This is a genomic window from Streptomyces sp. NPDC031121 (assembly GCF_055570615.1).
The window spans coordinates 166,650-188,870 of the sequence record NZ_JBVIGV010000004.1 but is presented as its reverse complement, the minus strand read 5'-3'; the positions used below and the strand labels follow the sequence as shown (position 1 = coordinate 188,870).

The 22,221-nt window shown below is 75.6% G+C and carries 20 protein-coding genes; 5 read left to right on the top strand and 15 right to left on the bottom strand.

Annotation, left to right across the window (positions count from 1 at the left end):
• Positions 1–101: 101 nt before the first annotated feature.
• The 3 genes from ACZ462_RS08870 to ACZ462_RS08860 all read right to left on the bottom strand — a co-directional run bounded on the left by ACZ462_RS08870 (position 102) and on the right by ACZ462_RS08860 (position 3,155).
• Entirely contained in the window at positions 102–1,373 is a 1,272-nt protein-coding gene (locus ACZ462_RS08870) for an HRDC domain-containing protein (protein WP_467809794.1), read from the bottom strand.
• A 161-nt stretch (positions 1,374–1,534) separates the two neighbouring features.
• Positions 1,535–2,197 carry a helix-turn-helix transcriptional regulator gene (locus ACZ462_RS08865; protein WP_467809793.1) on the bottom strand — a complete coding sequence of 221 codons (663 nt, stop codon included), beginning with the start codon at positions 2,195–2,197 and terminating at the stop codon, positions 1,535–1,537.
• Between the two features lie 301 nt (positions 2,198–2,498).
• The gene (locus ACZ462_RS08860; RefSeq protein WP_467809792.1) at positions 2,499–3,155 is read right to left on the bottom strand and encodes a DUF3000 domain-containing protein; all 657 of its coding nucleotides are present in this window, start codon (positions 3,153–3,155) and stop codon (positions 2,499–2,501) included.
• A 91-nt stretch (positions 3,156–3,246) separates the two neighbouring features.
• Here ACZ462_RS08860 and hemE point away from each other — a divergent pair, with 91 nt between their 5' ends.
• The gene (gene hemE, locus ACZ462_RS08855) at positions 3,247–4,311 is read left to right on the top strand and encodes a uroporphyrinogen decarboxylase (RefSeq protein WP_344330834.1); all 1,065 of its coding nucleotides are present in this window, start codon (positions 3,247–3,249) and stop codon (positions 4,309–4,311) included.
• 53 nt (positions 4,312–4,364) lie between these two features.
• Here the strand turns inward: hemE and ACZ462_RS08850 are convergent, their stop codons facing one another.
• Positions 4,365–5,747 (bottom strand): FAD-dependent oxidoreductase, encoded by a 1,383-nt coding sequence (locus ACZ462_RS08850; RefSeq protein WP_467882778.1) that lies wholly within the window; start codon positions 5,745–5,747, stop codon positions 4,365–4,367.
• A gap of 57 nt (positions 5,748–5,804) precedes the next feature.
• Complete coding sequence (locus ACZ462_RS08845; protein ID WP_467806662.1) at positions 5,805–6,953, bottom strand: DUF4349 domain-containing protein; 1,149 nt, start codon at positions 6,951–6,953, stop codon at positions 5,805–5,807.
• Between the two features lie 149 nt (positions 6,954–7,102).
• Between ACZ462_RS08845 and hemG the strand changes: the two genes are divergently transcribed.
• Together hemG and hemQ are read left to right on the top strand one after the other, a co-directional pair.
• On the top strand, positions 7,103–8,587 hold the full coding sequence (hemG, locus tag ACZ462_RS08840) for a protoporphyrinogen oxidase (protein ID WP_467806663.1): 1,485 nt from the start codon (positions 7,103–7,105) through the stop codon (positions 8,585–8,587).
• A 23-nt stretch (positions 8,588–8,610) separates the two neighbouring features.
• The gene (hemQ, locus tag ACZ462_RS08835; RefSeq protein WP_467806664.1) at positions 8,611–9,324 is read left to right on the top strand and encodes a hydrogen peroxide-dependent heme synthase; all 714 of its coding nucleotides are present in this window, start codon (positions 8,611–8,613) and stop codon (positions 9,322–9,324) included.
• A gap of 197 nt (positions 9,325–9,521) precedes the next feature.
• Here hemQ and ACZ462_RS08830 read toward each other — a convergent pair whose 3' ends face one another.
• The 6 genes from ACZ462_RS08830 to ACZ462_RS08805 all read right to left on the bottom strand — a co-directional run bounded on the left by ACZ462_RS08830 (position 9,522) and on the right by ACZ462_RS08805 (position 15,222).
• Positions 9,522–10,586 carry a TIGR04222 domain-containing membrane protein gene (locus tag ACZ462_RS08830; RefSeq protein ID WP_467806665.1) on the bottom strand — a complete coding sequence of 355 codons (1,065 nt, stop codon included), beginning with the start codon at positions 10,584–10,586 and terminating at the stop codon, positions 9,522–9,524.
• Positions 10,583–11,872, bottom strand: coding sequence for an MbnB/TglH/ChrH family RiPP precursor modification enzyme (locus ACZ462_RS08825; RefSeq protein WP_467806760.1), 1,290 nt, complete (start codon positions 11,870–11,872; stop codon positions 10,583–10,585). The genes ACZ462_RS08830 and ACZ462_RS08825 overlap by 4 nt, the downstream gene beginning before the upstream one ends.
• A gap of 334 nt (positions 11,873–12,206) precedes the next feature.
• A complete protein-coding gene (locus ACZ462_RS08820) occupies positions 12,207–12,389 on the bottom strand; it encodes a hypothetical protein (RefSeq protein ID WP_467806667.1) in 183 nt (60 codons plus the stop codon).
• A 142-nt stretch (positions 12,390–12,531) separates the two neighbouring features.
• The gene (locus ACZ462_RS08815; protein WP_467806668.1) at positions 12,532–13,701 is read right to left on the bottom strand and encodes a helix-turn-helix domain-containing protein; all 1,170 of its coding nucleotides are present in this window, start codon (positions 13,699–13,701) and stop codon (positions 12,532–12,534) included.
• A 38-nt stretch (positions 13,702–13,739) separates the two neighbouring features.
• Positions 13,740–14,381, bottom strand: a complete 642-nt coding sequence (locus tag ACZ462_RS08810) for an HAD family hydrolase (RefSeq protein ID WP_467806669.1) — start codon at positions 14,379–14,381, stop codon at positions 13,740–13,742.
• Between the two features lie 91 nt (positions 14,382–14,472).
• Entirely contained in the window at positions 14,473–15,222 is a 750-nt protein-coding gene (locus tag ACZ462_RS08805) for an aminoacyl-tRNA hydrolase (RefSeq protein ID WP_467806671.1), read from the bottom strand.
• 70 nt (positions 15,223–15,292) lie between these two features.
• Here ACZ462_RS08805 and ACZ462_RS08800 point away from each other — a divergent pair, with 70 nt between their 5' ends.
• Positions 15,293–15,970: an AIM24 family protein gene (locus tag ACZ462_RS08800; protein ID WP_467806672.1), complete on the top strand. Its 678-nt coding sequence runs from the start codon at positions 15,293–15,295 to the stop codon at positions 15,968–15,970.
• Between the two features lie 60 nt (positions 15,971–16,030).
• On the opposite strand, the gene ACZ462_RS08795 is transcribed toward ACZ462_RS08800, so the two are convergent.
• From ACZ462_RS08795 to ACZ462_RS08780, 4 genes are all read right to left on the bottom strand, one after another.
• Positions 16,031–16,942 (bottom strand): polysaccharide deacetylase family protein, encoded by a 912-nt coding sequence (locus tag ACZ462_RS08795; protein ID WP_467806674.1) that lies wholly within the window; start codon positions 16,940–16,942, stop codon positions 16,031–16,033.
• Between the two features lie 82 nt (positions 16,943–17,024).
• Complete coding sequence (locus ACZ462_RS08790; RefSeq protein ID WP_467806675.1) at positions 17,025–17,915, bottom strand: PPK2 family polyphosphate kinase; 891 nt, start codon at positions 17,913–17,915, stop codon at positions 17,025–17,027.
• Between the two features lie 94 nt (positions 17,916–18,009).
• Positions 18,010–19,359: an alkaline phosphatase PhoX gene (locus ACZ462_RS08785; RefSeq protein ID WP_467806676.1), complete on the bottom strand. Its 1,350-nt coding sequence runs from the start codon at positions 19,357–19,359 to the stop codon at positions 18,010–18,012.
• Positions 19,360–20,109: 750 nt separating this feature from the next.
• A complete protein-coding gene (locus ACZ462_RS08780; RefSeq protein WP_467806677.1) occupies positions 20,110–21,075 on the bottom strand; it encodes a helix-turn-helix transcriptional regulator in 966 nt (321 codons plus the stop codon).
• Positions 21,076–21,138: 63 nt separating this feature from the next.
• Between ACZ462_RS08780 and ACZ462_RS08775 the strand changes: the two genes are divergently transcribed.
• The gene (locus ACZ462_RS08775) at positions 21,139–21,525 is read left to right on the top strand and encodes a VOC family protein (RefSeq protein WP_467806679.1); all 387 of its coding nucleotides are present in this window, start codon (positions 21,139–21,141) and stop codon (positions 21,523–21,525) included.
• Positions 21,526–22,221 lie beyond the last annotated feature (696 nt).

Sequence of the window (22,221 nt, the reverse complement as noted above, 5' to 3'; positions counted from 1 at the left end):
GCCGGGGCCGCGCAGCCGCCCCGGCCGGTCGGCCGGCCGCGGACGCGAAGGAGCCCCCGGCCGGGGGGCCGGGGGCTCCTTCGAAGGGCGGCGTACGCGCCTCAGGCGGTCGCGGCCAGGGCCGTGACCAGTACCGGGGTGACCTGCTCGATCTGCCACGGGCGGGCGCCGTGGCCGGCCAGGGCCTCGGCCACCGTGTCCCCGCCGAGCCGCTTCGGCGGCTCCCAGCACAGCCGGCGCACCGTGTCCGGGGTGATCAGGTTCTCCTGGGGCAGGTTCAGCCGCTCGGCGAGCGCCGACACCGCCGCGCGGGCCGCGGACAGCCGGGCCGCGGCGGCCGGGTCCTTGTCGGCCCAGGACCGGGGCGGCGGCGGACCGGCCGAGGCGGCCCCGGGCTGCGGCAGCTCGGCCTCGGGCAGGGCCCTGGCCCGGTCCACCGCGGCCATCCACTGCTCCAGCTGGCGGCGGCCCATCCGCTGCCCGAAGCCGGGCAGGGCCGACAGGGCGTGCACGTGGGCCGGCAGGGCGAGCGCGGCCTCGACGATCGCGGCGTCGCTCAGCACCTTGCCGGGCGAGACGTCGCGCCGCTGGGCGATCCGGTCGCGCGACTCCCACAGCTCCCGCACGACCGCCATCTGGCGGCGCCGGCGCACCTTGTGCATGCCGGAGGTGCGGCGCCAGGGGTCCTTGCGCGGCGGGGCGGGCGGGGCGGAGGCGATCGCGTCGAACTCCTGGCGGGCCCATTCCAGTTTGCCCTGCCGGTCCAGCTCCGCCTCCAGCGCGTCCCGCAGGTCCACCAGCAGCTCGACGTCGAGCGCGGCGTAGCGCAGCCACGGCTCGGGGAGCGGGCGGGTGGACCAGTCGACGGCGGAGTGGCCCTTCTCCAGCGCGTAGCCGAGCACGCTCTCGACCATCGCGCCCAGCCCGACGCGGGGGAAGCCCGCGAGCCGGCCGGCGAGTTCGGTGTCGAACAGGGAGGTGGGCTCCATGCCTATGTCGCGCAGGCACGGCAGGTCCTGGGTCGCCGCGTGGAGGATCCACTCCGTGCCGTCCAGGGCCCGGCCGAGCGCGGACAGGTCGGGACAGCCGACCGGGTCGACGAGCGCGGACCCCGCGCCTTCGCGGCGCAGCTGCACGAGGTAGGCGCGCTGGCCGTAGCGGTATCCGGAGGCGCGTTCGGCGTCGACGGCGACGGGGCCGGTGCCCGCGGCGAAGGCCGCGACCACCCGGGCGAGGGCGTGTTCGTCGGCGACCACCGGCGGGATCCCCTCGCGGGGTTCGAGCAACGGAATCGGCGCCTTGTCGACGTCGTCCGGGGGGCCGCCCCCGGTGGTGGTGCGCAGGTCTGCTGCGGTCTCTTGGGCGTCGGTCACCGCTCAAGGGTATCCGCGGATACGGCGCGCCCGTCGCCGGAACGTTCCGGCGACGGGCACGGTGGGGGCCTCGGGCAGGGGGCCTGCGTTCCCCCGCGGTTCCCCGCGGTCCTCCCGGCGCGGCCCCGGTGCCGGGGCCGCCGGGGGCCGCCGGGCCGGGATCAGTGGATGATCCCCGTCCGCAGGGCCACGGCGACCATCCCGGCGCGGTCGCCGGTGCCCAGCTTGCGGGCGATGCGGGCCAGGTGGGACTTCACGGTGAGGGCGGACAGGCCCATCGAGACGCCGATGGCCTTGTTCGACTGGCCCTCGGCGACCAGGCGGAGGACCTCCACCTCGCGGCCGGAGAGCTCGCGGTAGCCGCCCGGGTGGCTCGGGGCACCCGGGGGGCGGCGGTGCATGCGGGCGGCGGCGGCGCCGATGGGGGCGGCGCCCGGGCGGGCGGGGAGTCCGATGTTGGTCCGCGTGCCGGTGACGACGTACCCCTTGACGCCGCCCGCGAGGGCGTTGCGGACGGCGCCGATGTCGTCGGCCGCCGAGAGGGCCAGGCCGTTCGGCCAGCCCGCGGCACGGGTCTCGGAGAGCAGGGTCAGGCCGGAGCCGTCCGGCAGGTGCACGTCGGCCACGCAGATGTCGCGCGGACTGCTGACGCGGGGGCGGGCCTCCGCGATGGACGACGCCTCGATCACATCGCGTACTCCGAGGGCCCACAGATGGCGGGTCACGGTGGAACGGACGCGCGGGTCGGCCACGACGACCATGGCCGTCGGCTTGTTCGGGCGGTAGGCGACCAGGCTTGCGGGCTGCTCGAGAAGAACGGACACCTAGGCCTCCTGGGGGAGTGGCGGGACGGGCCGGCTCGGGGAAGGAAGCCGGTGCGAACCGTGCGGATGGTCACTGGTTCCTTCGGCACGTCACCCGCCCGGCTTTAGGGAATGATCACGATTTGGTGAGTAACAATTCGGGCAATTCGGACGCACGATCGATCACTCGGTGATCAGAAGCCCGCAAACCGTGCCGTGCTCCCGCACGGATGCCGCGGCCTTTCGATCAGCCGTTCCCGCCGCGGCAGCCCTCGCCGGGCGCCGCCGGGCGGGTGGCGGGTGCCGCCGTACGGAGCCACCGCTACGGGTGGTGCGGACCCCGCCGCTGTGGCAGGGAGACCACGCCCGGCCCGGCCTCGCCGGGGCCCAGCGGCGGCATCCCCGCGACCTGGCACAGCAGCTCGCACCACGCCGCCAGGTGGCCCGGGGTGTCCGGCACCCCGCCCACCCCCTCGCGCGGCGTCCAGGACGCCCGGATCTCGATCTGCGTCGCCGGCCGCCGCTCGGCGAGCCCGCCGAAGTAGTGCGAGCCCGCCATCGTCACGGTGCCGCTCGCCTCGCCGAACGACAGCCCGCGCGCCTCCAGCGCCCCGGTCAGCCAGGACCAGCACACGTCCGGCAGCAGCGGGTCGGCCGCCATCTCCGGCTCCAGCTCCGCGCGCACCAGCGTCACCAGCCGGAACGTCCCCCGCCAGGCCTCGTGCCCGGCCGGGTCGTGCAGCAGGATGAGCCGCCCGTCGGCGAGGTCCTCCTCGCCCTCGACGGCGGCCGCCTCCAGCGCGTACGCGTACGGCGCCAGCCGCTGCGGCGGTCTGACCGGGTCGATCTCGATCCCCGGCCGCAGGCGCGCCTTCTTCAACCCCTCGACCGCCCGCCGGAACGGGAGCGGGACGGAGCTCTCCTTCCCGCTGTCCATACCGTCGGCGCCATCTGAAAATCGTCCCTGAGCCGCAGCCATGCCCGGAAGACTAGGCGGAACGAGGGCCCGTGCGGCGCAGGGACACCCGCGCCATGACGGCCACTTCTGCACACGTGCGAAGATTTGCGGCGTGAGCGCCAACGACCGCCCCACGGGCCAGCCGAGCCAGACGTACGATTCCGCCTTCCTGAAGGCGTGCCGCCGCGAGCCGGTGCCGCACACCCCGGTGTGGTTCATGCGGCAGGCCGGGCGCTCCCTCCCCGAGTACCGCAAGGTCCGCGAGGGCACCGCCATGCTGGAGTCCTGCATGCGGCCCGACCTGGTCACCGAGATCACGCTGCAGCCGGTGCGCCGCCACAAGGTGGACGCCGCGATCTTCTTCTCCGACATCGTGGTCCCGCTCAAGGCCATCGGCGTCGACCTCGACATCAAGCCCGGCATCGGGCCGGTCGTCGCCCAGCCGATCCGCCGCCGCGAGGACCTCGCACAGCTGCGCGACCTCACCCCGGAGGACGTGCCGTACGTCACCGAGGCGATCGGCATGCTCACGGGTGAACTCGGCGCCACCCCGTTGATCGGCTTCGCCGGCGCTCCTTTCACCCTCGCGAGCTACCTCGTCGAGGGCGGCCCCTCCCGCAACCACGAGCACACCAAGGCGCTCATGTACGGCGACCCGCAGCTGTGGGCCGACCTGCTGGACCGCCTCGCGGAGATCACCTCGGCCTTCCTGAAGGTGCAGATCGAGGCGGGCGCCTCCGCCGTCCAGCTCTTCGACTCCTGGGTCGGCGCGCTCGCCCCGGCGGACTACCGGCGCTCGGTCATGCCGGCCTCGGCGAAGGTCTTCGACTCCGTCGCCTCCTACGGCGTCCCGCGCATCCACTTCGGCGTGGGCACCGGTGAGCTGCTCGGCCTGATGGGCGAGGCCGGCGCCGACGTCGTCGGCGTCGACTGGCGCATCCCGCTGGACGAGGCCGCGCGGCGCGTCGGCCCCGGCAAGGCGCTCCAGGGCAACCTCGACCCGGCGGTCCTCTTCTCCACCCCCGAGGCCGTCCGGGCCAAGACCGACGAGGTCCTCGCGGCCGCCGCCGGGCTGGAGGGCCACGTCTTCAACCTCGGCCACGGCGTCCTGCCGACGACCGACCCCGACGCCCTGACCCGCCTCGTCGACCACGTCCACACCCGCACGGCGCGCTGACCCGCCGGACCCCGGGGCCGCCGCCGCGGCGGCGCCCCCGGGGTCCGCGGCGGTCACACGCCGGCCGAGCGGACCGCGGCGACCGCCTTGCGGGCCGCCACCAGGACCGGGTCCCACACCGGGGAGAACGGCGGCGCGTACCCCAGGTCCAGGGCGACGACCTGCTCCACGGTCATGCCCGCCGTCAGCGCGACCGCCGCGACGTCCACCCGCTTCGCGGACCCGGCCCCGCCGACGATCTGCACCCCGAGCAGCCGTCCCGTCCGCCGCTCCGCCAGCATCTTGACCGTCATCCCGGCGGCCGCCGGGTAGTAGCCGGCCGTCGTCGTCGAGGCGACCGTCGCCGTGACGAACTGCAGCCCCGCCTCCAGGGCGTCCGCCTCGCGCAGCCCCGTCCGCGCGATCTCCAGGTCGCAGACCTTGCTGACCGCCGTGCCCACCACCCCGGGGAAGGTGGCGTAGCCGCCGCCGACACCCGAGCCGATCACCTGCCCGTGCTTGTTCGCGTGGGTGCCGAGCGGGACGTGCCGGTGGCGGCCCGCGACCAGGTCCAGCACCTCCACGCAGTCGCCGCCCGCCCAGATGTTGCCGTACCCGCGGACCCGCATCGACAGGTCCGTCAGCAGGCCGCCCGACGTGCCGAGCGGCAGCCCCGCCGCACGGGCCAGGCCGGTCCGCGGCTCCACGCCGATGCCGAGGACCACCACGTCCGCCGGGTACGCGTCCCCCGACGCGGTGCGGACCCCGCAGGCCCGGCCGTCGCCGTCCGTCAGGACTTCCGCCACGTCGGCGCGGGAGACCGTCCTGATGCCCATCCGGTTCATCGCCGTGTTCACCAGGCCGCCCATGTCGGGGTCGAGGGTGGACATCGGCTGCTCGCCGCGGTGCAGGACGGTGACCTCGAAGCCCCGGTGCAGCAGGGCCTCCGCCATCTCCACGCCGATGTAGCCGGCGCCGACGACGACGGCCCGGCGGCCGCCGGGCCGCTCCAGGCCGTCCATCAGCCGCTGCCCGTCGTCGAGGGTCTGCACCCCGTGGACGCCGTGGGCGCCGATGCCGGGCATCCGCGGCCGGACCGGGCGTGCGCCCGTCGCCAGGACGAGCTTGTCGTAGCCGGTCCAGGACGCGGCGCCCGAGTCGAGGTCGCGGGTGCGGACGCGGCTCCGGCCGAGGTCCAGCTCCAGCACCTCCGTACGGGTGCGCAGGTCGATGCCGCGGGCGCGGTGCTCCTCGGGGGTGCGGGCGATCAGGGCGTCCCTCTCGGTGACGGCGCCGCCGATCCAGTACGGGATCCCGCACGCCGAGTACGAGGTGAAGCGGCCCCGCTCGAAGGCCGTGATCTCCAGCTCCGCAGGGCCCTTCAGCCGCCGGGCCTGCGACGCGGCGGACATCCCCGCCGCGTCGCCGCCGACGACCACCAGCCGTTCCACCGCCATCGTCCGCACCGTCCTCCACTGCGATCACGTGGAGGACACGCTACGGGGGGACGGTGCTCAGCCCGAGACGCGGGGCGGCTGCGCCGGGTCGCTCCCGCCCCGCGCCGGCGGGACGGCCGGGGGCGCGGCCGCGGCGGCGGCGTCCTCCGGGCCCGCAGGGGCCTCCGGGGAAGCGGGGGCAGCCGGGTTGAGCGGGGCCTCCGGGGCCTCCGGGGCCTTTGGTGCAGCCGGGGCCTCCGGCGCGGCCGCGCCGGCCCTACCGGCCGGGGCGCCGCCCCGCCGCCGCAGCCGGCGCAGGAACCGGAAGCCCAGCACGCCGGCCGCGCCCGCCGCCGCGAACGGCAGCACCAGCGCCACCGCGACGACGGCGTACGCCACGACGTCCGCGAACGCCTCCCAGCCGGTGCGCAGCGCACCCCCGACCGACGGCCTGCCGTCCTCCTCCGGCGCCGCCGCGGCCTCCGGCTCCGACACCTCCACGGTGATCGTGCCGAGCGAGGTCCGGTCCTTCAGCGCGGTCTGCTGCGCCAGCAGGGACTCCAGGTCCGACTGCCGCTTGCTCAGCTCGCCCTCCAGCATCACCACGTCCCCGAGGGCCGTGGCCCGCTCCATCATCTCCCGCACCCGCGCGACGCTGGCCTGCTGCGAGCGGACGCGGCTGTCGACGTCCGCGACCTTCTCCGTCACGTCCTGCGCCTCCACCTTCCGGCCCAGGAGCTTCCCGCTGCCCTCCAGGGCTCCGAGCACCGCGTCGAACCGCTCGGAGGGCACCCGCAGCGTCATGGTCGACGTCATCCGGCCGTCCTTGCCGCGCCGCGTCGACTCGCTGCCGACGAACCCCCCGGCCCCCTCCGCGGCCGCCCGCGCCGACGCCAGCACCTTCCCGGCGTCGCGCGTCTCGATCGACAGCGAGCCCGTCCTGATCACATGCGGCCGGACCGCGGCCGGGGCCGGCGCGCCCGGCGCCTTCGCCGCGCCCTCCGCAGGCGGGGCGGCCGCCCCGGCGCCCGCACGGCCCTCCCCGCCGGGGGCCGGCGCCACCGCGGCCCTGTCGGCGGCCGCGGAGCCGGCCGCCCCGCCGTCGGCGCCGCAGCCGGTGAGCGCCAGCGAGCCCGCCAGGGCCAGCCCGGCCAGCACGGCCGCGGCGCGCGGCCCCGTCCCCGTCGTGCGCGTGATGGTGGTGGTCGAACTGGAGCGTGCTCGCACTGCGGTCCCCCCGGGGGTCGTCTGCCTCGTGCCGTTTCGACGCGCGCTCCCGGCCCGCGGGTTTCGCCCCGCCGGTCCCGGGACGGTCCCGATGCGGTCACGGTCCGGCCTCGGCGCGGCCCCGCGACCCGGTCTGAGAGCATGTGTCCATGCACGAAGCGGACACGCGTACGGACGACGGCACCCACGGCGACGGCGCGCCCGGCGCCCCCGGCACGGCCCCCCGCCGCCGGGCCCTCGTCATCGGCGGCGGCATCGCCGGCCTCGCCGCAGCCCACCGGCTCCTCGCCGCCGGACTGCACGTCACCCTGCTGGAGGCCGGGCAGCGCCTCGGCGGCAAGCTGTACGCCGGAGAACTCGCCGGCGCCCCCGTCGACCTCGGCGCCGAATCCGTGCTGGCCCGCCGGCCGGAAGCCCTCGACCTCGCCCGCGCCGTCGGCCTCGGCCCGGCGCTCCAGCCGCCCGCCACCACCACCGCCCACCTGTGGACGCGCGGCGCGCTGCGCCCCATGCCCACCGGACACGTCATGGGCGTCCCCGGCGACACGGCACCGCTGGCCGCCTCCGGCGTCCTGTCCGCCGAGGGCCTGGCCAGGATCGGCGCCGAACGCGACCTGCCGCCCGCCGAGATCGGCGAGGACGTCGCCGTCGGCGCGTACGTCGCGGCCCGCCTCGGCCGCGAGGTCGTCGACCGGCTCGTCGAACCCCTCCTCGGCGGCGTGTACGCCGGCGACGCCTACCGCATCTCCCTGCGTGCCGCCGTCCCGCAGCTCTACGAGGCCGCCCGTACGCACGACTCGCTCGGCGAGGCCGTACGCGACCTCCAGCGCCGGGCCGCGGCCCAGCCGGGGAAGGGCGGGCCCGTCTTCGCCGGCATCGACGGCGGCATCGGCCGCCTCCCGGCCGCCGTCGCCGACGCCTGCCGGGCCGCCGGCGCCGAGATCACCACCGGCGCCGAGGTCCGCGAACTCCTGCGCACCCCCGGCGGCTGGCGGGCCGTCACCGCCGCCGGACCCGTCGACGCCGACGCCGTCGTCCTCGCCGTGCCGGCCGGCCCCGCCGCACGGCTGCTCCAGGACACCGCCCCGGCGGCCGCCGCCGAGCTGCGTGCGGTGGAGTACGCGTCTATGGCCCTCGTCACCATGGCGTTCCGCCGCTCGGAGCTGCCCGACGCGATCACCGGCGGGACGGCCAGCGGGTTCCTCGTACCGCCCGTCGACGGAAAGACGATCAAGGCGTCCACCTTCTCCAGCAGCAAGTGGGCCTGGGCCGGCACCGACCCCGACCTCTTCCTGCTGCGCACCTCCGTGGGCCGCCACGGCGACGAGGCCGACCTGGCCCGCGAGGACGCCGAACTCGTCGGCGTCTCGCTGCGCGACCTCGGCGAGGCCGTCGGCCTCACCGCCCGTCCCGTCGCCTCGACCGTCACCCGCTGGGACGGCGGGCTGCCGCAGTACCCGGTCGGCCACCTCGACCGGGTCGCCCGTATCCGCGCCGCGGTCGGCGCGCTGCCCGGCCTCGCCGTGTGCGGCGCCCTCTACGACGGCGTCGGCATCCCCGCCTGCATCGCCGGCGCGGCGAAGGCCGCCGACGCGGTCGCCGCCGCGTTGGGCACCCCTGGCTCCGAGCACTGATCGGCACACGGGACAATGGACGCATGACTGCACCAGAGAAGATCCCCAACGCGGGGAAGAAGGCGAAGGACCTCAACGAGGTCATCCGCTACACCCTGTGGTCCGTCTTCAAGCTGAAGGACGTGCTCCCCGAGGACCGGACCGGCTACGCGGACGAGGTCCAGGAGCTGTTCGACCAGCTGGCCGCCAAGGACATCACCGTCCGCGGCACCTACGACCTCTCCGGGCTGCGCGCCGACGCCGACCTCATGATCTGGTGGCACGCGGAGACGGCCGACGAGCTGCAGACCGCGTACAACCTGTTCCGGCGCACCAGGCTGGGCCGCGCGCTGGAGCCGGTGTGGTCGAACATGGCCCTGCACCGCCCGGCCGAGTTCAACAAGTCGCACATCCCGGCGTTCCTCGCCGACGAGGTCGCCCGCGACTACGTCAGCGTCTACCCCTTCGTGCGCAGCTACGACTGGTACCTGCTGCCCGACGAGGACCGGCGCCGGATGCTCGCCGACCACGGCAAGATGGCGCGCGGCTACCCGGACGTCCGCGCCAACACCGTCGCCTCCTTCTCGCTGGGCGACTACGAGTGGCTGCTGGCCTTCGAGGCGGACGAACTGCACCGCATCGTCGACCTGATGCGCCACCTGCGCGCCTCCGAGGCCCGTATGCACGTCCGTGAAGAGGTCCCCTTCTTCACCGGGCGCCGCAAGTCCGTCGCCGACCTGGTCGCCGGGCTCGCCTGATACCTCCCCCGGGGGGAACAGCACGGAGGAACGACCTCCTCCGGCTGGGGAGGCCCTGCCCCCGAAACGACGCAGCCGGAGACCCCGCACCGGAAGTTCAGACTGCCGGCGGAAGCGCCCCGGGCCAGGTGCCCGGGGCGCTTCCGCCCGGTGGTCCAGCGACACCGGCGCGGGCTCCGGATGCGGCGGGGCCGGCCTCAGGAGGAAGAAGAGCTGCTGGAACAGCTCGACCCCGAGGAACAGCTGGACCCGGACGAGCAGCTCGACCCGGACGAGCCGGAGCAGCCGGAGCCGGACGAGCCGGAGCAGCTCGATCCGCCCGAACTCCCGCACCCCGAACCGCCGGAGTCGGCGGACCCCGCGCACCACACGACCGGCAGCGCCTCCGCGCCGGACGACCCGCAGCCGTCGTGCCCGCCGCCTCCGCCGCCTCCGCCGCTGCCCGGCCGGCCCGACCTGCCGGACTGCGCCCGGTGCTGGGCGGCGGCCAGCCGCGTCCGCCGGGCCGCCGGGACCAGCAGCGGCCCGAGGTACGGGTCCCGCAGCGTGCGCAGCCCGAACAGCGCGATCTGCGCCCGCGGGCTGCCGTCCCCCACGTACAGGGCGCGCATCGCCCCGAGCGCCCGCCGCCCCTGCGGGGTGACGCGCCGTGCCGCCCGCGACGCGCAGACCGCCCCGGCGACGGCGCCGACCAGCAGTGCGAGCGGCAGCGACACCGCCGCCAGCACCCCGGCCGGCATCCCGCCGCCGCTCGCCACCGCGAGCGTGAACACCGTCAGCGGCAGCGACAGCACGAACAGGACCCCGCACAGCGCGGCCTGCACCACCCCCCACCGCCGTACGCCGCGCCCCCGGCCGGGCACGGTGAGCAGCCCGCGGGCCGCCAGCCCGTCCCCGACCTCCTGCACGGCCGGCTCGCGCATGGCGGCGTACCGCACCTGGTACAGCCAGCCCGACGGTGCCTGCCCGCAGGCGCGGAGCACCGCCCGCTCGGCGGCGTCGGCGGCCGGGGCGCCGGGCCGCGCCTCGACGATGCCGGGGCCGCCGGCGGCCAGGCGGCCGTCCGCGAGGAGCGCGGCGAGCGCGGTGTCGACGACCCCGCCCGGCCCGCCGGTCAGGAACGCCGCCTCCGACAGGTCCAGCAGCCGGGGCTGCTCCCCGCCGGTACGGGGCCGGGTGCGCAGCAGCGCCCACACCAGCAGCGCACTGGAGACGGCGACCGCGGCGGCGACGGCGAGCGGGACGACGGCGGAACCGTTCACGCCGCCCTCCCTGCCAGGGCGCGGGCCCAGCGCACGATGCGCCCCGGCGGCTTGGGCCCCGCGCGGTCCCGCCACCAGGCGGTGAGCCGGCGCCGCGCGGCGGGGTCGGCGGGCAGGTCGCGGACCAGCAGGTGCTCGGCGAAGTCGAGCGCGTCCCGCCGGTAGCCGCCGGGCAGGGGCCGGTGGCGGGCGTACCCGAGGAACGCCTCCCGGAACGCCTTCCGCCCGCCCAGCAGTTCCGGCAGCTCGGGCGCGATCTTCGCGACGATGTCCGCCCGCTTGCCCGCCAGCGCACGGGCCTGTACGCGGACCCGCTGCCGGTCGAACCCCTCGGGCACGGGCGTCCCGGCCACGAGCGCGGACAACAGCGCGGCCTGCTCCAACCCCACCCGGGCCCGCGCGGCTTCGAGCCCGCCGGAACCCCCGGCCGCGGCCGCCGGGGCGGCACCGGCCGGGGAGCCGGTGACGGCGGGGGCTGCGGCGGCCTCCACGGTGGACCGGATCGCGGCCAGCTCGGCGGCCAGCTCCGCCTCCGGCGGGAAGGCGTCGTCGCGCTCCAGCAGCACCCCGGCCGGCCGCATCCGGCCCGCGAGGTCCGCCAGGATGCCGAGCACGGCCGGCGGCACGGGATGGGCGTGCGTGTCGTGCCACACGCCGTCCCGCTCCACACCGCCCGCGACGTGCACGTACGCCAGCGCCTCCGGCGGGATCGCGGCGAGCACCGCGGCGGGGTCCTCCCCGCGGTTGATCCGGTTCGTGTGCAGGTTCGCCACGTCGATGAGCAGCCGGACACCCGTCCGCTCGACCAGCTCCGCCAGGAACTGCGCCTCCGTCAGCTCCTCGCCCGGCCAGCGCACGAGCGCCGCGATGTTCTCCAGCGCCAGCGGCACGGGCAGCGCCTCCTGCGCGATCCGCACGTTCGCGCACAGCACGTCGAGGGCGTCCCGGGTCCGCTGCACGGGCAGCAGGTGCCCGGCCTCCAGCGCCGGTGAGCCGGTCCGCACGAAGGCGATGTGCTCGGTGACCAGCGGCGCCCCCAACGCCACCGCCCGCTCCGCGAGCGCGGCCAGCCGGCCCGCGTCGGGCGGCTCCGCACCGCCGAGGCCGAGCGAGACCCCGTGCGGGACGACGCGCACACCGCGGTCGAGGAGCCGCCGCAGCGGCTCCGGCAGGTGGCCGGGGCAGACGTTCTCGGCGACGACCTCGACCCAGTCCAGCCCGGGCAACCGCTCGACCGCATCCGCGATCTCCGGTCGCCACCCGATGCCCACTCCCAGGTGCACCATGGGTTCCATGCCCCTCCCCCCGCTCGTCGGCCCGGCGTACCGGCCCGTGTGCCGGATTGATGGCCCCGCCCACACGACGCCAACCCAGCGAAGGTGACGTTCAGAGCAACATTTGAGGTTCCGCCCGGGCTGTGGCCTCAGGGCCGTGCGAGGCGGGACCTGCCGAGGTCCGCTCGGTCATCTCGCCCTTCCCGGGCTGCGGGGCGGCAGGCCGGGGTGCCGACCGGGTGCAGGCGCTGCGCGGGGCGGGCGCCGGAGGCGGAGTCCGGGATGACCGTGTCGAAGTCGGGGCCGAGCGGGCGCTGGCAGCGCGCGCAGATCCCTCCCGCCGCGGTCACCGCCCGGCCGCCGGCCCGCACGCCCAGACATCCGCGTCGAGGAGGTACCCGCCGTCGCGCCCCTCGACCACACCTCGGTAGACCCGGCCGGATCCGAGCCGCTCACCGCAGGCGACGCACGCGTAGCCGCGGGCCTGCTCGATCGTGAGGTCGTGGAACGACTCCGGTAGCGGCGCCACGGCACACCCACCCGGGTCGCTCTTCACGGCCTCGGTCCTCACGTCCACTGCCCCTCCGTCTGCTCGTCCGGTTCGGACACCCAGAGGATGAGGGCCGGCAAGGAGCGCAAGGGATACAGCCTGTAGCCCGGCCCGGGGGGTTTCAGACGGCGCCGATCCACTCCGCGAACGCGGACAGGGACTCGGCGTCCGCGCGCTTGACCCTTCGGATCGTCCGGACGTCCTCCCGGGCCCACGGGTGCTCGCGCACATGCTGGGGTGCCAACCTCCGCGCTGCCTGCAGCGACTGGAATGCGGCGTCCGGTCGGCCCGCCCAGAGCTGCGCCCGTGCAAGCTCCACGTGGAAGCCGGATCGGCGCTCCTCGGGAATCTCGCCTCCCGGCTGCCAGGCGCGTGCGAGGTCGAGGGCCCGGCCGATGTGGTCCCGCCCGAGGCTGACGGCCACGGCGACTTCGTGGATTCGCACACTCGCCGGCCCGAAGGCGGTGCCCAAGTAGACCCCTTCGGGCAGCCCCACGGCGAGCCGCTCGGCCGCCCGCAGATGGGAGTGGGCGGTTTCCGGGTCCTCCGCGCGCGCCGCGACCACGGCCGCGCGCATGTGGAGGGCCCCGCGGACCGCTGCGGTGCGCACCGCACCCGGGCCCAGACCGGTGTCCAGGGCTCGCTCCAGAACGGCCTGGCCCGCCCGGTGCGCTCGGGCGGCGAGGAAGGTCTCGGCTCGCACGTACTCGGCCATCGCAACGATGTGGGGGTCACCGGTCTGAGCGGCGGCCCACCGCATCAGGTCGATCAGCCTGGCGGACAGGTCGTGCGCGCCGAACTTGTAGGCCACGGCGTCGGCCGCCCGGGCTGCGGCGACGAGAAGACGAGCGGCCCCCGCGCGGCCCGAGCCGTGCGCGGCATGCAGGTGGGCGAGCGCATCGGCGAGCAGTCCGGGTGCCGCGCCGGCGATCCGCCCGTACTGGGCGGCGAGCCGCCATCCAGTCGCGGCGGCCACCGCTTCCGTGAGTTCGGCGAGCGGGCGCGCAGGAGGATCGAGAGGGACGTCGTACCCGGCGATGGAGGCTGAGATGGCGGGCAGCGCGTCGTGCACGCGATGGCGCGTTCCGGCGAACCGGGGGTCGAGCCGCGAGGCGTCCACGTCGAGCGCGGAGGCAAGCGCTTCCAACAGCGCCGGACTCGGTGTCCGGGCACCCCGCTCGATGCTCTTCACCATGGCGAGGGAGACGTGCGAGGCGCGGGCCAGACCGGCCTGCGTCATGCGTCGGGTCCGGCGACGCGCGGCGACGTGCTGCCCGATGTGGTCGGCCATGCTGGCACCGTACGCGTCCAGGGGCCGACTGGGACCGCTTACTCCCCAACGAGGGCGAGGAGGTCGTGCAGCGAGGCGACGGACCAGTCGGCGGTCACCCGGACTGCGGGGTCGTCCGCCCACCACAGGCCCCACGGCCCGCGGCGCAGGTGCGCGGTCCTCAACCCGGCCCGGTGGGCGGGGAAGACATCGTTCGCCGGGTGGTCGCCGACGTACAGCGTCTCGGCGGCCGCAGCCCCCGACACCTCCCGCACGCGCGCGAAGAACGCGGGGTCCGGCTTGGCGACGCCCCACTCGCCGGAGGTGACCACGAGGTCCGCGGGCAGTGCGAGTGCGCGTAGCAGCTCCCCGGCGCGCACGGTCTGGTTCCCCGCGATGACGACCCGGGTTCCGGCGGCCCGCAGTGCTGCCAGGGCGGGCCGGACGTCCTCGTACAGGTCGCCCTCGTCGAGCTGCTCCCCGTAGCCGGCGGCCTCCCGGGCGGCGTACTCCGCAGCGATGTCCACGCCGGGCTTGATGAGCCGGATCGCGTCCGCGTTGTCCCGTCCGGCGACGACGACCGCGCCCACGAGCGCGGACACGGTGTGCCGGGGCACACGGAGCCAGTCGGCCCACGAGGCCCAGTAGCGGTCGTCCCGCGTGAGCGTCTCGCCCACGTCCAGCACTACGGTACGTATCACCCGCCCAGCCTACGCAAGCCGCGTGTGCGAAGGCGGCGAAGGCGGAGCGGGAGCACGGCGGTTCGGCCCGTGCCTAGGCGCGAGCCCCCCGTCAGAGGCGGGAGCGGAGGGCCGGGTGGTCGGCGGTGACCGTGGCGGAGCCGGGGGCGATCTCCGTGAAGCCCGCGTCGCGGACCACCGGGAGGCCGCCGGTCGTGAGGGCCGGCCAGCGGTCGCGGTTGGCGGTGCGGACCTCCAGGTGGAAGCCGGACTCCTGCCAGGCGGTGCGCTCGGCGGCGGTCAGGCCCCACCAGGCGAGCTGCGCGGCGTGCCCGGCCTGGGCCATGGCCTTGCCGGCGGACATCTCCAGGTCCGGGTTGAGCCACAGCACCGGCACTCCGCCGGTGGCGGCCGGCACGGGGGCGGGGTCGTCGAGGTCGGTGCCCGAGACCTGGAGCTTGGCGAGTTCCTTGGGCCAGCCGTCCAGCGGGACCGGCGGGAAGACCCGTACCTGCGCGGTGCCGCCGTGGACGGTGATGCCGGGCAGTGCGCACGCCTTGCGCCACTCCGCGCCGCGGGCCCGGCGGACCACCTTGCGGATCCGCGCGTCCTGCCAGTCGCGGACGGCGGCGGCCCATTCGCCGCCGCCGCGCGCCCGCTCGTCCGCCAGCAGGACCAGCACGGCGCGGGCGGCCGTCTCCAGGGCGTCGGTCCTGGCCGGCGGTTCGGCCTTCTCGATCCGGACGACCAGCGGTAGGACGAACTGCGGTGCCTCGTCGCGGGGCAGGCGCCCCTGCCGGAAGGGGCTGTCGGCGCCGACCGCGGGTACGTCTGCAGGAGGATGCGTGTGCTGGCTGCTCATCCCGCCAAGGATGCCAGGCTCCGCCCCGAGGAGGAGGCCGCGGGGGTGGGTGCCCAGCGATGATCTGTACATGAAGAGCGACCTGTTCTCCTCCGATGTCCTCGTCCGCCCGGCCGCCGCCCCCGGCATGGCCCTGCAGAACGCCAAGTCGGTGCGGTACGCCGTCGACGGCGAGATGCTCGCCCGGCAGGGGTCGATGGTCGCCTTCCGCGGCGACCTGCGGTTCGAGCGCAAGGGGCAGGGCATCGGCGGGATGCTCAAGCGGGCCGTCACCGGCGAGGGCCTGCCGCTGATGTCCGTCCGCGGCCGGGGCGAGGCATGGTTCGCGCACCGGGCCGGCAACTGCTTCATCGTCGAGTTCGAGCCGGGCGACGCCCTGACCGTCAACGGCCGCAACGTGCTCTGCTTCGACTCCTCCCTCTCGTACGAGATCAGGATGGTGAAGGGCGCCGGGATGACCGGCGGCGGCCTCTTCAACAGCCTCTTCACCGGGACCGGAAAGCTCGCCGTCGTGTGCGACGGCGCCCCGATCGCCATTCCCGTCACCGCCGCCTCCCCGGTGTACGTGGACACGGACGCGGTGGTCGGCTGGAGCGCGCAGCTGCAGACGGGCCTGCACCGCTCCCAGTCGGTCGGCTCGATGCTGCGCGGCGGCTCCGGCGAGGCCGTGCAGCTGGAGCTCCGGGGGGAGGGCTTCGTCATCGTCCGGCCCAGCGAGGTCACCGAGGCGGCCGGGTCCGCGGCCTGAGGGCGGCGCGGCCCCGGCCGGGGGGTCGGGAGCCGGGTCGGGTGCGGGGCCCGCGCCGGGTCAGGTGCCCACGAGTTCGGAGACCTTCACGAAGCGGTAGCCGCGCTTGCGGAGTTCCGGAACGATCTTGCGGACGGCCTCCTCGGTGACGGGGGCGGCGCTGCGCGTGCAGTGCATGACAACCACGGAGCCGGGCTTGACCCCGGCGAGGACCTGGGCGGCCACCGCGTCCGGGTCCTTGGCGAAGGCGTCGCCGCTGACCACGTCCCACTGCACGGCCGTCACGCCGGCGCCGGCCAGGGCGCGCAGGGCCCGCTCGTCGTGGCAGCCGCCGGGGAAGCGGAAGTAGGGGACGGTGTTGACGGCGCCGGCCTTGCGGAAGGCGGCGAAGGCCCGGTCGACGTCGGCGCGGGCGGCTGCGCCGTCGAGGGCGGGCAGCCCGTAGCAGGGGGAGGTGAAGGCGTGGTGGCTGTAGGAGTGGTTGGCGACCTCGAAGACGGGGTCGGTGCCGATGGCCTTGGCCTGGTCGGGGTACTCCTCGGCCCAGCGTCCGGTCATGAAGACGGTCGAGGGCACGTTGAGGGCCTTCAGGGTGCTGATGAGGCCGGGGTTGTCGAAGCGCTCCCCGGCCGCGGCGCGCGGGCCCTGGTCGGCGGTCATGTCGGCGTCGAAGGTCAGGGCGACGGTCTTCTCGGTCTGCTGCCGGGCCCGTTCGAAGACGGGGGTCAGGCCGTTCGGGCCCGGCGCCAGGGTGGGTGCCTTGCCGGGGCCGTGGCCGACGGCGGGAGCGGCGGGGGCCGCCGCGGGCGGAGAGGCGGGGGAGGAGGCTGCGGGCGGGGCTGAGGGCGTGCCCAGACGGGCCTGCCCGGCGGCACCGGACGCGGCGCCGTCGCCCCCGCAGCCGGAAAGGGCGGCGCACAGGGCGGCGCCGAGGGCGGCCACGGCCGCCGCATTGCGCACAGAAAGGGTCACGCCCGCAAAATATATGACGATCTGATTGGTGCATGGTCGCACCACGGGGTCGGTGGGGTGATTCGCCCGGCCGCGCCGCGGCTCAGCTCCTCAGCAGCCGCGTTCGGCACTCCTCGATGTCGAAATCCGCCCGCGGACAGCGCGGATCCATCTCCTCCAGGTGCTCCAGCAGCAGCGCGCCGACGGCCCAGTCGCGGTACCACTTCCGGTCGGCGGGCACGACGTACCACGGCGCCGACGCGGTCGAGCAGCGCCCCAGCACCGCCTCGTACGCCTCCCGGTACGCGGGCCACAGCGCCCGCTCCTCGATGTCGCCCGGATCGAACTTCCAGTGCTTGGCCGGGTCGTCGAGGCGCTCCAGCAGCCGCGCGCGCTGCTCCTCGTAGCCCAGGTGGAGGAAGACCTTCACGACGGTGGTGCCGTCGGCCGCGAGGGACTCCTCGAAACGGTTGATCTCCGCGTGGCGGCGCTCCAGCTCCTCGGGCGGGGCGAGGCCGCGGACCCGGCCGATCAGGACGTCCTCGTAGTGCGAGCGGTCGAAGACGCCGATCTCGCCGGGGTGCGGGAGGGCCTTGGCGATCCGCCAGAGGAAGGGGCGGCTGCGCTCCGCCGGGGTGGGGGCCTTGAAGGCCTTCACCCGGCAGCCCGCCGGGTTGAACAGGCCGATCACGTGCTTGACGGTGCCGCCCTTGCCGCTCGCGTGCATGCCCTGCAGGACCAGCAGGAGCCGCCGCCGGTCGCCCGCCGTGGCGGCCGCGTACAGCCGCTCCTGGTACGCGGCGAGCGGCTCGGCCAGGGCCTCGACGGCGGCCCGCCCGGCTGCTTTGTCGCGCGGGCCCGCCGGGATCGCGTCGGAAGGCTGCGCGGCGAGGTCGACGGGCCCCCCGGCGGGGACGCGCAGCACGTCGCGCACTGCGGTCGAGGGCTTGCCGCCTTCGTGCCCGCGGCTCCTGCCGCCGCTCTTCCCGGCCACCGCCACCAGCTCCCGGTCCGCTCGCCCCCTCCGATCGTCCACCACATCGGACGCGGCCGCGAGGGCTCCGCGGGCGGCCCCGAGGCCGGCCGGGTCAGCGCCACGGGCCGGTCACGGCGAAGGTCGTCCCCGGGGTGTAGGCGTTGACGTACATGGTGCGCCCGTCGGGAGAGAACGTGACCCCGGCGAACTCGGCCCACTCCGGCGCGCCGGGACGGCCGATGTCGTCGGCGTTGCGGGCCACCGGGTAGACCTCGCCGCCGCGGGTGACCCCGAAGACGTACTGGGCGCCGCCGCCGTCCTCGCACACCATCAGCCCGCCACCCGGGGCCAGGCAGATGTTGTCGGGGGAGTCGCCGGGCAGGGCGGTGCCGGCGGCCGGCCCGAACAGCACCTCCAGGCGGATCACGGCGCGCCGCGGGTCGTGGAACCACACCTGGCCGTGGTGGTCGGCGGCCGAGCCCTCGGCGCTGCGGGCGAAGCTGGACACGAAGTGGACCCCGCCGCCGCCCCAGTAGCAGCCCTCCAGCTTCTGCGCGTGCGTGATGCCGCCGGGGCCGAAGTCCTGGAACCGGATCGGGGTGCCGGCCGCCGCCGGGTCCGGTACGGGAACCCACTCGGCCGGGAGTTCGGTGCCGGGCTCGTCCACCGCGGACAGGTCCGGCACCCCGCGCACGCGCAGCGCCTGGAGGGTTCCGCCGGCCCGCAGGGAGCCGGGGCCGCCGAGCGGCCGGGCCGGCAGGAAGCGGTAGAAGAGGCCGAACGGCTCGACGAAGGCGTCCTCGGTCTCGTACACGATGCCGGTGGCCGGGTCGACGGCGACGGCCTCGTGCGCGAACCGGCCCATCTGCGTCAGCGGGACGGCGCCGGAGCGCAGCGGGTCGGCGGGGTCGACCTCGAAGACGAAGCCGTGGTCCTCGGCGTACCCGGAGGTGCCGGCGCGGTCCTCGGTCTCCTCGCAGCTCAGCCAGGTGTCCCACGGGGTGCGGCCGCCCGCGCAGTTGACGGCGGTCCCGGCGAGGGCGACCCGCTCGGCGGTCACCCGGCCGTCCGCGGTGACGTCGAGGACCGTGCAGCCGCCGCGCGCGGCGGGGTCGTAGACGAGGCCGGCGACGGCGGGGACACGCAGGGCGGCGGCGGGCCCGTTCTCGTGGTTGCGGACCAGGCGCACGGCGCCGGAGGTCCCGGCGAAGGCGGCCATGCCGTCGCAGTTGCCCGGTACGGGCCCCTCCCCGGACCGCAGCGGCTCCCCGGCGCGGGACAGGACCCGGTAGGCGAAGCCGGCGGGCAGGTCGAGCAGACCGTGAGGATCGGGCAGCAGCGGCCCGTACCCGCCGGCCCGCCTGGCGGCGGCGGCCCGCGGCCCCGCGGCGAACAGCGCGCCGAGCGCTCCGGTGAAGCTGACACCCGCGGCGGCGAGCAGACTGCGACGGCTGACGGACATGGGGCGGCTCCCCGGAGCGGGCGGCGGGAGGTGGGAGGTGACGCGCCCGTGGTACCACGTCCCACAGCCCGACCCGGCGGGGTGGGGTCGGCCCGGCCGGGGCGGTCACTCTGGCGGGGGGTGCGGGGGGTGCGGGGGGTGGGGGAGGTGGGGGGGGAGCTGCACGGGCGGGGTCGGGGGCGCCGAGGGCGGGGTGGGGTGTGGGGGAGCCGCTTGGTCGGGGGCGGAGGGGCGACGGCGGGGGTGGGGTTCGGCGGGAGCCGACCGGCTGGCATCGGAGATGCGACTGGGGGTGTCCCCGGCAGTTGATGGTGTCCGGGGCGGGCCGGTCCCTCAAGGGCGCGCCCGTTGGGCGCGTCGCGGTGCGATGGCCCTTGCGGGCCACCCTTGACCGACCGACCCGCCCCGGAGGCATTTTTTTCTGCCGGGACGCCCCCAGGGGAACGGCCTGGAGGTACCGGGGCCTACAAGCCGGATCAGGGAGCCCCGTCTCCCGCTCCGGTGGCCCCTCTCGCCCCACCGGCATCAGCAGCCCCGACGGCGGCCGGGTGATGCTCTCGCGCCGGGAAAAGCCGTCCAGAGCATCATCCGGAGGCATGAGCGCGTGAGATCGCTGCGTGGGCGCCCCCGGCTCGGCGTCCGGCGGCAATCAGGGGCCGGGGGACGCGTCAGATCGCTACAGGGGCACCCTCTGCTCGGCGGCTGTCGGCCGTCGGACGTGGAGGGGCCTCGTATCCGGCGCAGCGCCCGCTACCGGGGCTGACTCCCCCGGTTGTCCTCGCACAGGTCTCGGGTACGGCGCAGCAGCGCCTCTCTCACGTGGTCGGGTGACAGGATCCGTAGCGTGGTGCCCAGGCCGAGGAGGTAGGTGGCGAGCTGGTCGGCGTCGTTGCCGCCGATCTCGACGATGGTGGCATCGGGGCCGTCCGGCTGATGGGTGCCGATGGTGGGTGGGATCAGCCGTAGCGCCTGGTCCATGGGGTGCGCCAGTCGGACTGTGACATAGAGCGGGTACACGACCCCCGCGATGGAACGGGACACGAGGAGCGCCGGGTCGGGCGGGTCGACGAGTTCGACGGGATGTCCGGTCGGCTGTACGTGGACCACCCGGTCGGCCCGGAAAGTCCGCCACCGGTCCCGGGCCACGTCCCGGGCGACGAAGTACCAGCGGCGGCCTGTGTGCACCAGGCGGTAGGGGTCGATGTCCCGGACAGTGGCGTTCCCCGCATGGTCCCGGTACGAAAGACGGGTGCGCTCGCCGCGACGGCAGGCGGCGGCCAGGTCCGGCAGCACGCCGGGCGGGATCTGGGGTTCCTCGGGCCTGGGAGTGTGCACGAAGATCGCATCCATTTCGCCCAGCCGGTCCGCGATCCGGGGCGGGAGGACCTGCCGGAGTTTCAACAGCGCCGACAGTGCGGCCTGGTCGCTGCCCAAGACGCCGCTGAGCGCGGCTTCTCGCAGCGCAACGGCCACGGCCAGCGCTTCCTCGTCGTCGAGGATCAGCGGTGGCAGCCGGGTGCCGCCGCCGAGGCGGTAGCCGCCCCAGGGCCCGGGGTCGGACTCGATGCCGTAGCCGAGTTCCCGCAGCCGGGCTATGTCCCGCCGGACCGTGCGGTCGGTGACGCCCATGCGCTCGGCCAGCTCGCGGCAGGTCCACGTCGGTCGAGTGGAGAGCAGCGATGCCAGTCGCAGCAGGCGGGCAGAGGTGCTGATCACGTCCCGCAGTCTTCCGCATGACCAGGACCGGAACTGTCCTGGTCTCGTCATAACGTCCGCCCCATGAGTACCGAACCCGCAGCCGGACCCGCGATCCGCTTGCTGTCCGTCGACTTCGACTGCCCGGACCCAGCCGAACTGGCCCGCTTCTACGGCACCGCGCTGGGCTTGCCCGTCATCTACTCCAGCGACGACTTCGTCCTGCTCGGCCGCGAGGGGGCACCCGGTCTGGGCTTCATCCGGGTGGCCGACTACCGTCGTCCGACCTGGCCTGACCCGTCCCAGGGCAAGCAGGCCCACATGGAACTGGGCGTCGACGACCTGGACGCCGCCCACGCACGGATGCTGGCGCTGGGCGCCGTGGAACCCCCTGTCCAACCGCACCCCGACGAGCGGAGGGTCCTGCTGGACCCCGCAGGCCACCCGTTCTGCATCTCCACGCAGGACTGAACACCACCGGTCCGCCCACGCCGTTGTCATCGCCCGGCGGCGGACGAGCGGCCGGAACAGGCGCGTCTCCCCGCCCCGGACGGCCGCCGGACGCTGAGAAAGCAGGAGCGCGTAGCGATCTGGGGCGCTTCTGTCTCCGGATGATGCTCTGGACGGTGTTCCGTGCGGTCAGGGCCGGTTGGGCTCCTGCCGATGGGTCTGCTGATGCCGGTGGGACGAAAGGGGCCACCGGAGCGGGAGACGAGGCTCCCTGATCCGGCTTGTAGGCCCGGGTACCTCCAGGCCGTTCCCCTGGGGGCTTCCCGGCAGCTTGTTGGCATTCCGGGGCGGGTCGTCCTGTCAAGGGTGGCCCGCAAGGGCCATCGCGCAGCGACGCGCCCAACGGGCGCGCCCTTTACAGGGCGGCCCGCGCCGGAAGGACAATGGGCTGCCGGGACACCCCCGGCACGATCCGACCCCGAGTCGCCGACTTCCGCCCTCCCCGCCCCCGCCGTCGGTGCACCCCGGGCGTCGGGGTGCGGTGGACCGCCCGCCCCGGGCTTTCCGACCCCGGGGCGGGGTGCACCTGTAGCCGCCTGCCCGGCAGCCCGCGAACGGGGGACGTCCGTCCTGGCCGACCGGGAGCCGGGGGCGGTGTTCCCGCCTCCTCGCTCCCGGCTGTCAGGGGGCCCGTACCCATCAGGCTCGTACACCCAT

Excerpts from the sequence above, each read along its gene's own strand:
- ACZ462_RS08825 (WP_467806760.1), bottom strand. The coding sequence starts at position 11,872 with ATGGTGCACCTGGGAGTGGGCATCGGGTGGCGACCGGAGATCGCGGAT.
- ACZ462_RS08850 (WP_467882778.1), bottom strand. The coding sequence starts at position 5,747 with ATGGCGGTGGAACGGCTGGTGGTCGTCGGCGGCGACGCGGCGGGGATG.
- hemQ (WP_467806664.1), top strand. The coding sequence starts at position 8,611 with ATGACTGCACCAGAGAAGATCCCCAACGCGGGGAAGAAGGCGAAGGAC.
- ACZ462_RS08785 (WP_467806676.1), bottom strand. The coding sequence starts at position 19,359 with ATGTCCGTCAGCCGTCGCAGTCTGCTCGCCGCCGCGGGTGTCAGCTTC.
- ACZ462_RS08860 (WP_467809792.1), bottom strand. The coding sequence starts at position 3,155 with ATGGCTGCGGCTCAGGGACGATTTTCAGATGGCGCCGACGGTATGGAC.
- ACZ462_RS08775 (WP_467806679.1), top strand. The coding sequence starts at position 21,139 with ATGAGTACCGAACCCGCAGCCGGACCCGCGATCCGCTTGCTGTCCGTC.
- ACZ462_RS08800 (WP_467806672.1), top strand. The coding sequence starts at position 15,293 with ATGAAGAGCGACCTGTTCTCCTCCGATGTCCTCGTCCGCCCGGCCGCC.
- hemG (WP_467806663.1), top strand. The coding sequence starts at position 7,103 with ATGCACGAAGCGGACACGCGTACGGACGACGGCACCCACGGCGACGGC.
- ACZ462_RS08805 (WP_467806671.1), bottom strand. The coding sequence starts at position 15,222 with ATGAGCAGCCAGCACACGCATCCTCCTGCAGACGTACCCGCGGTCGGC.
- ACZ462_RS08815 (WP_467806668.1), bottom strand. The coding sequence starts at position 13,701 with ATGGCCGACCACATCGGGCAGCACGTCGCCGCGCGTCGCCGGACCCGA.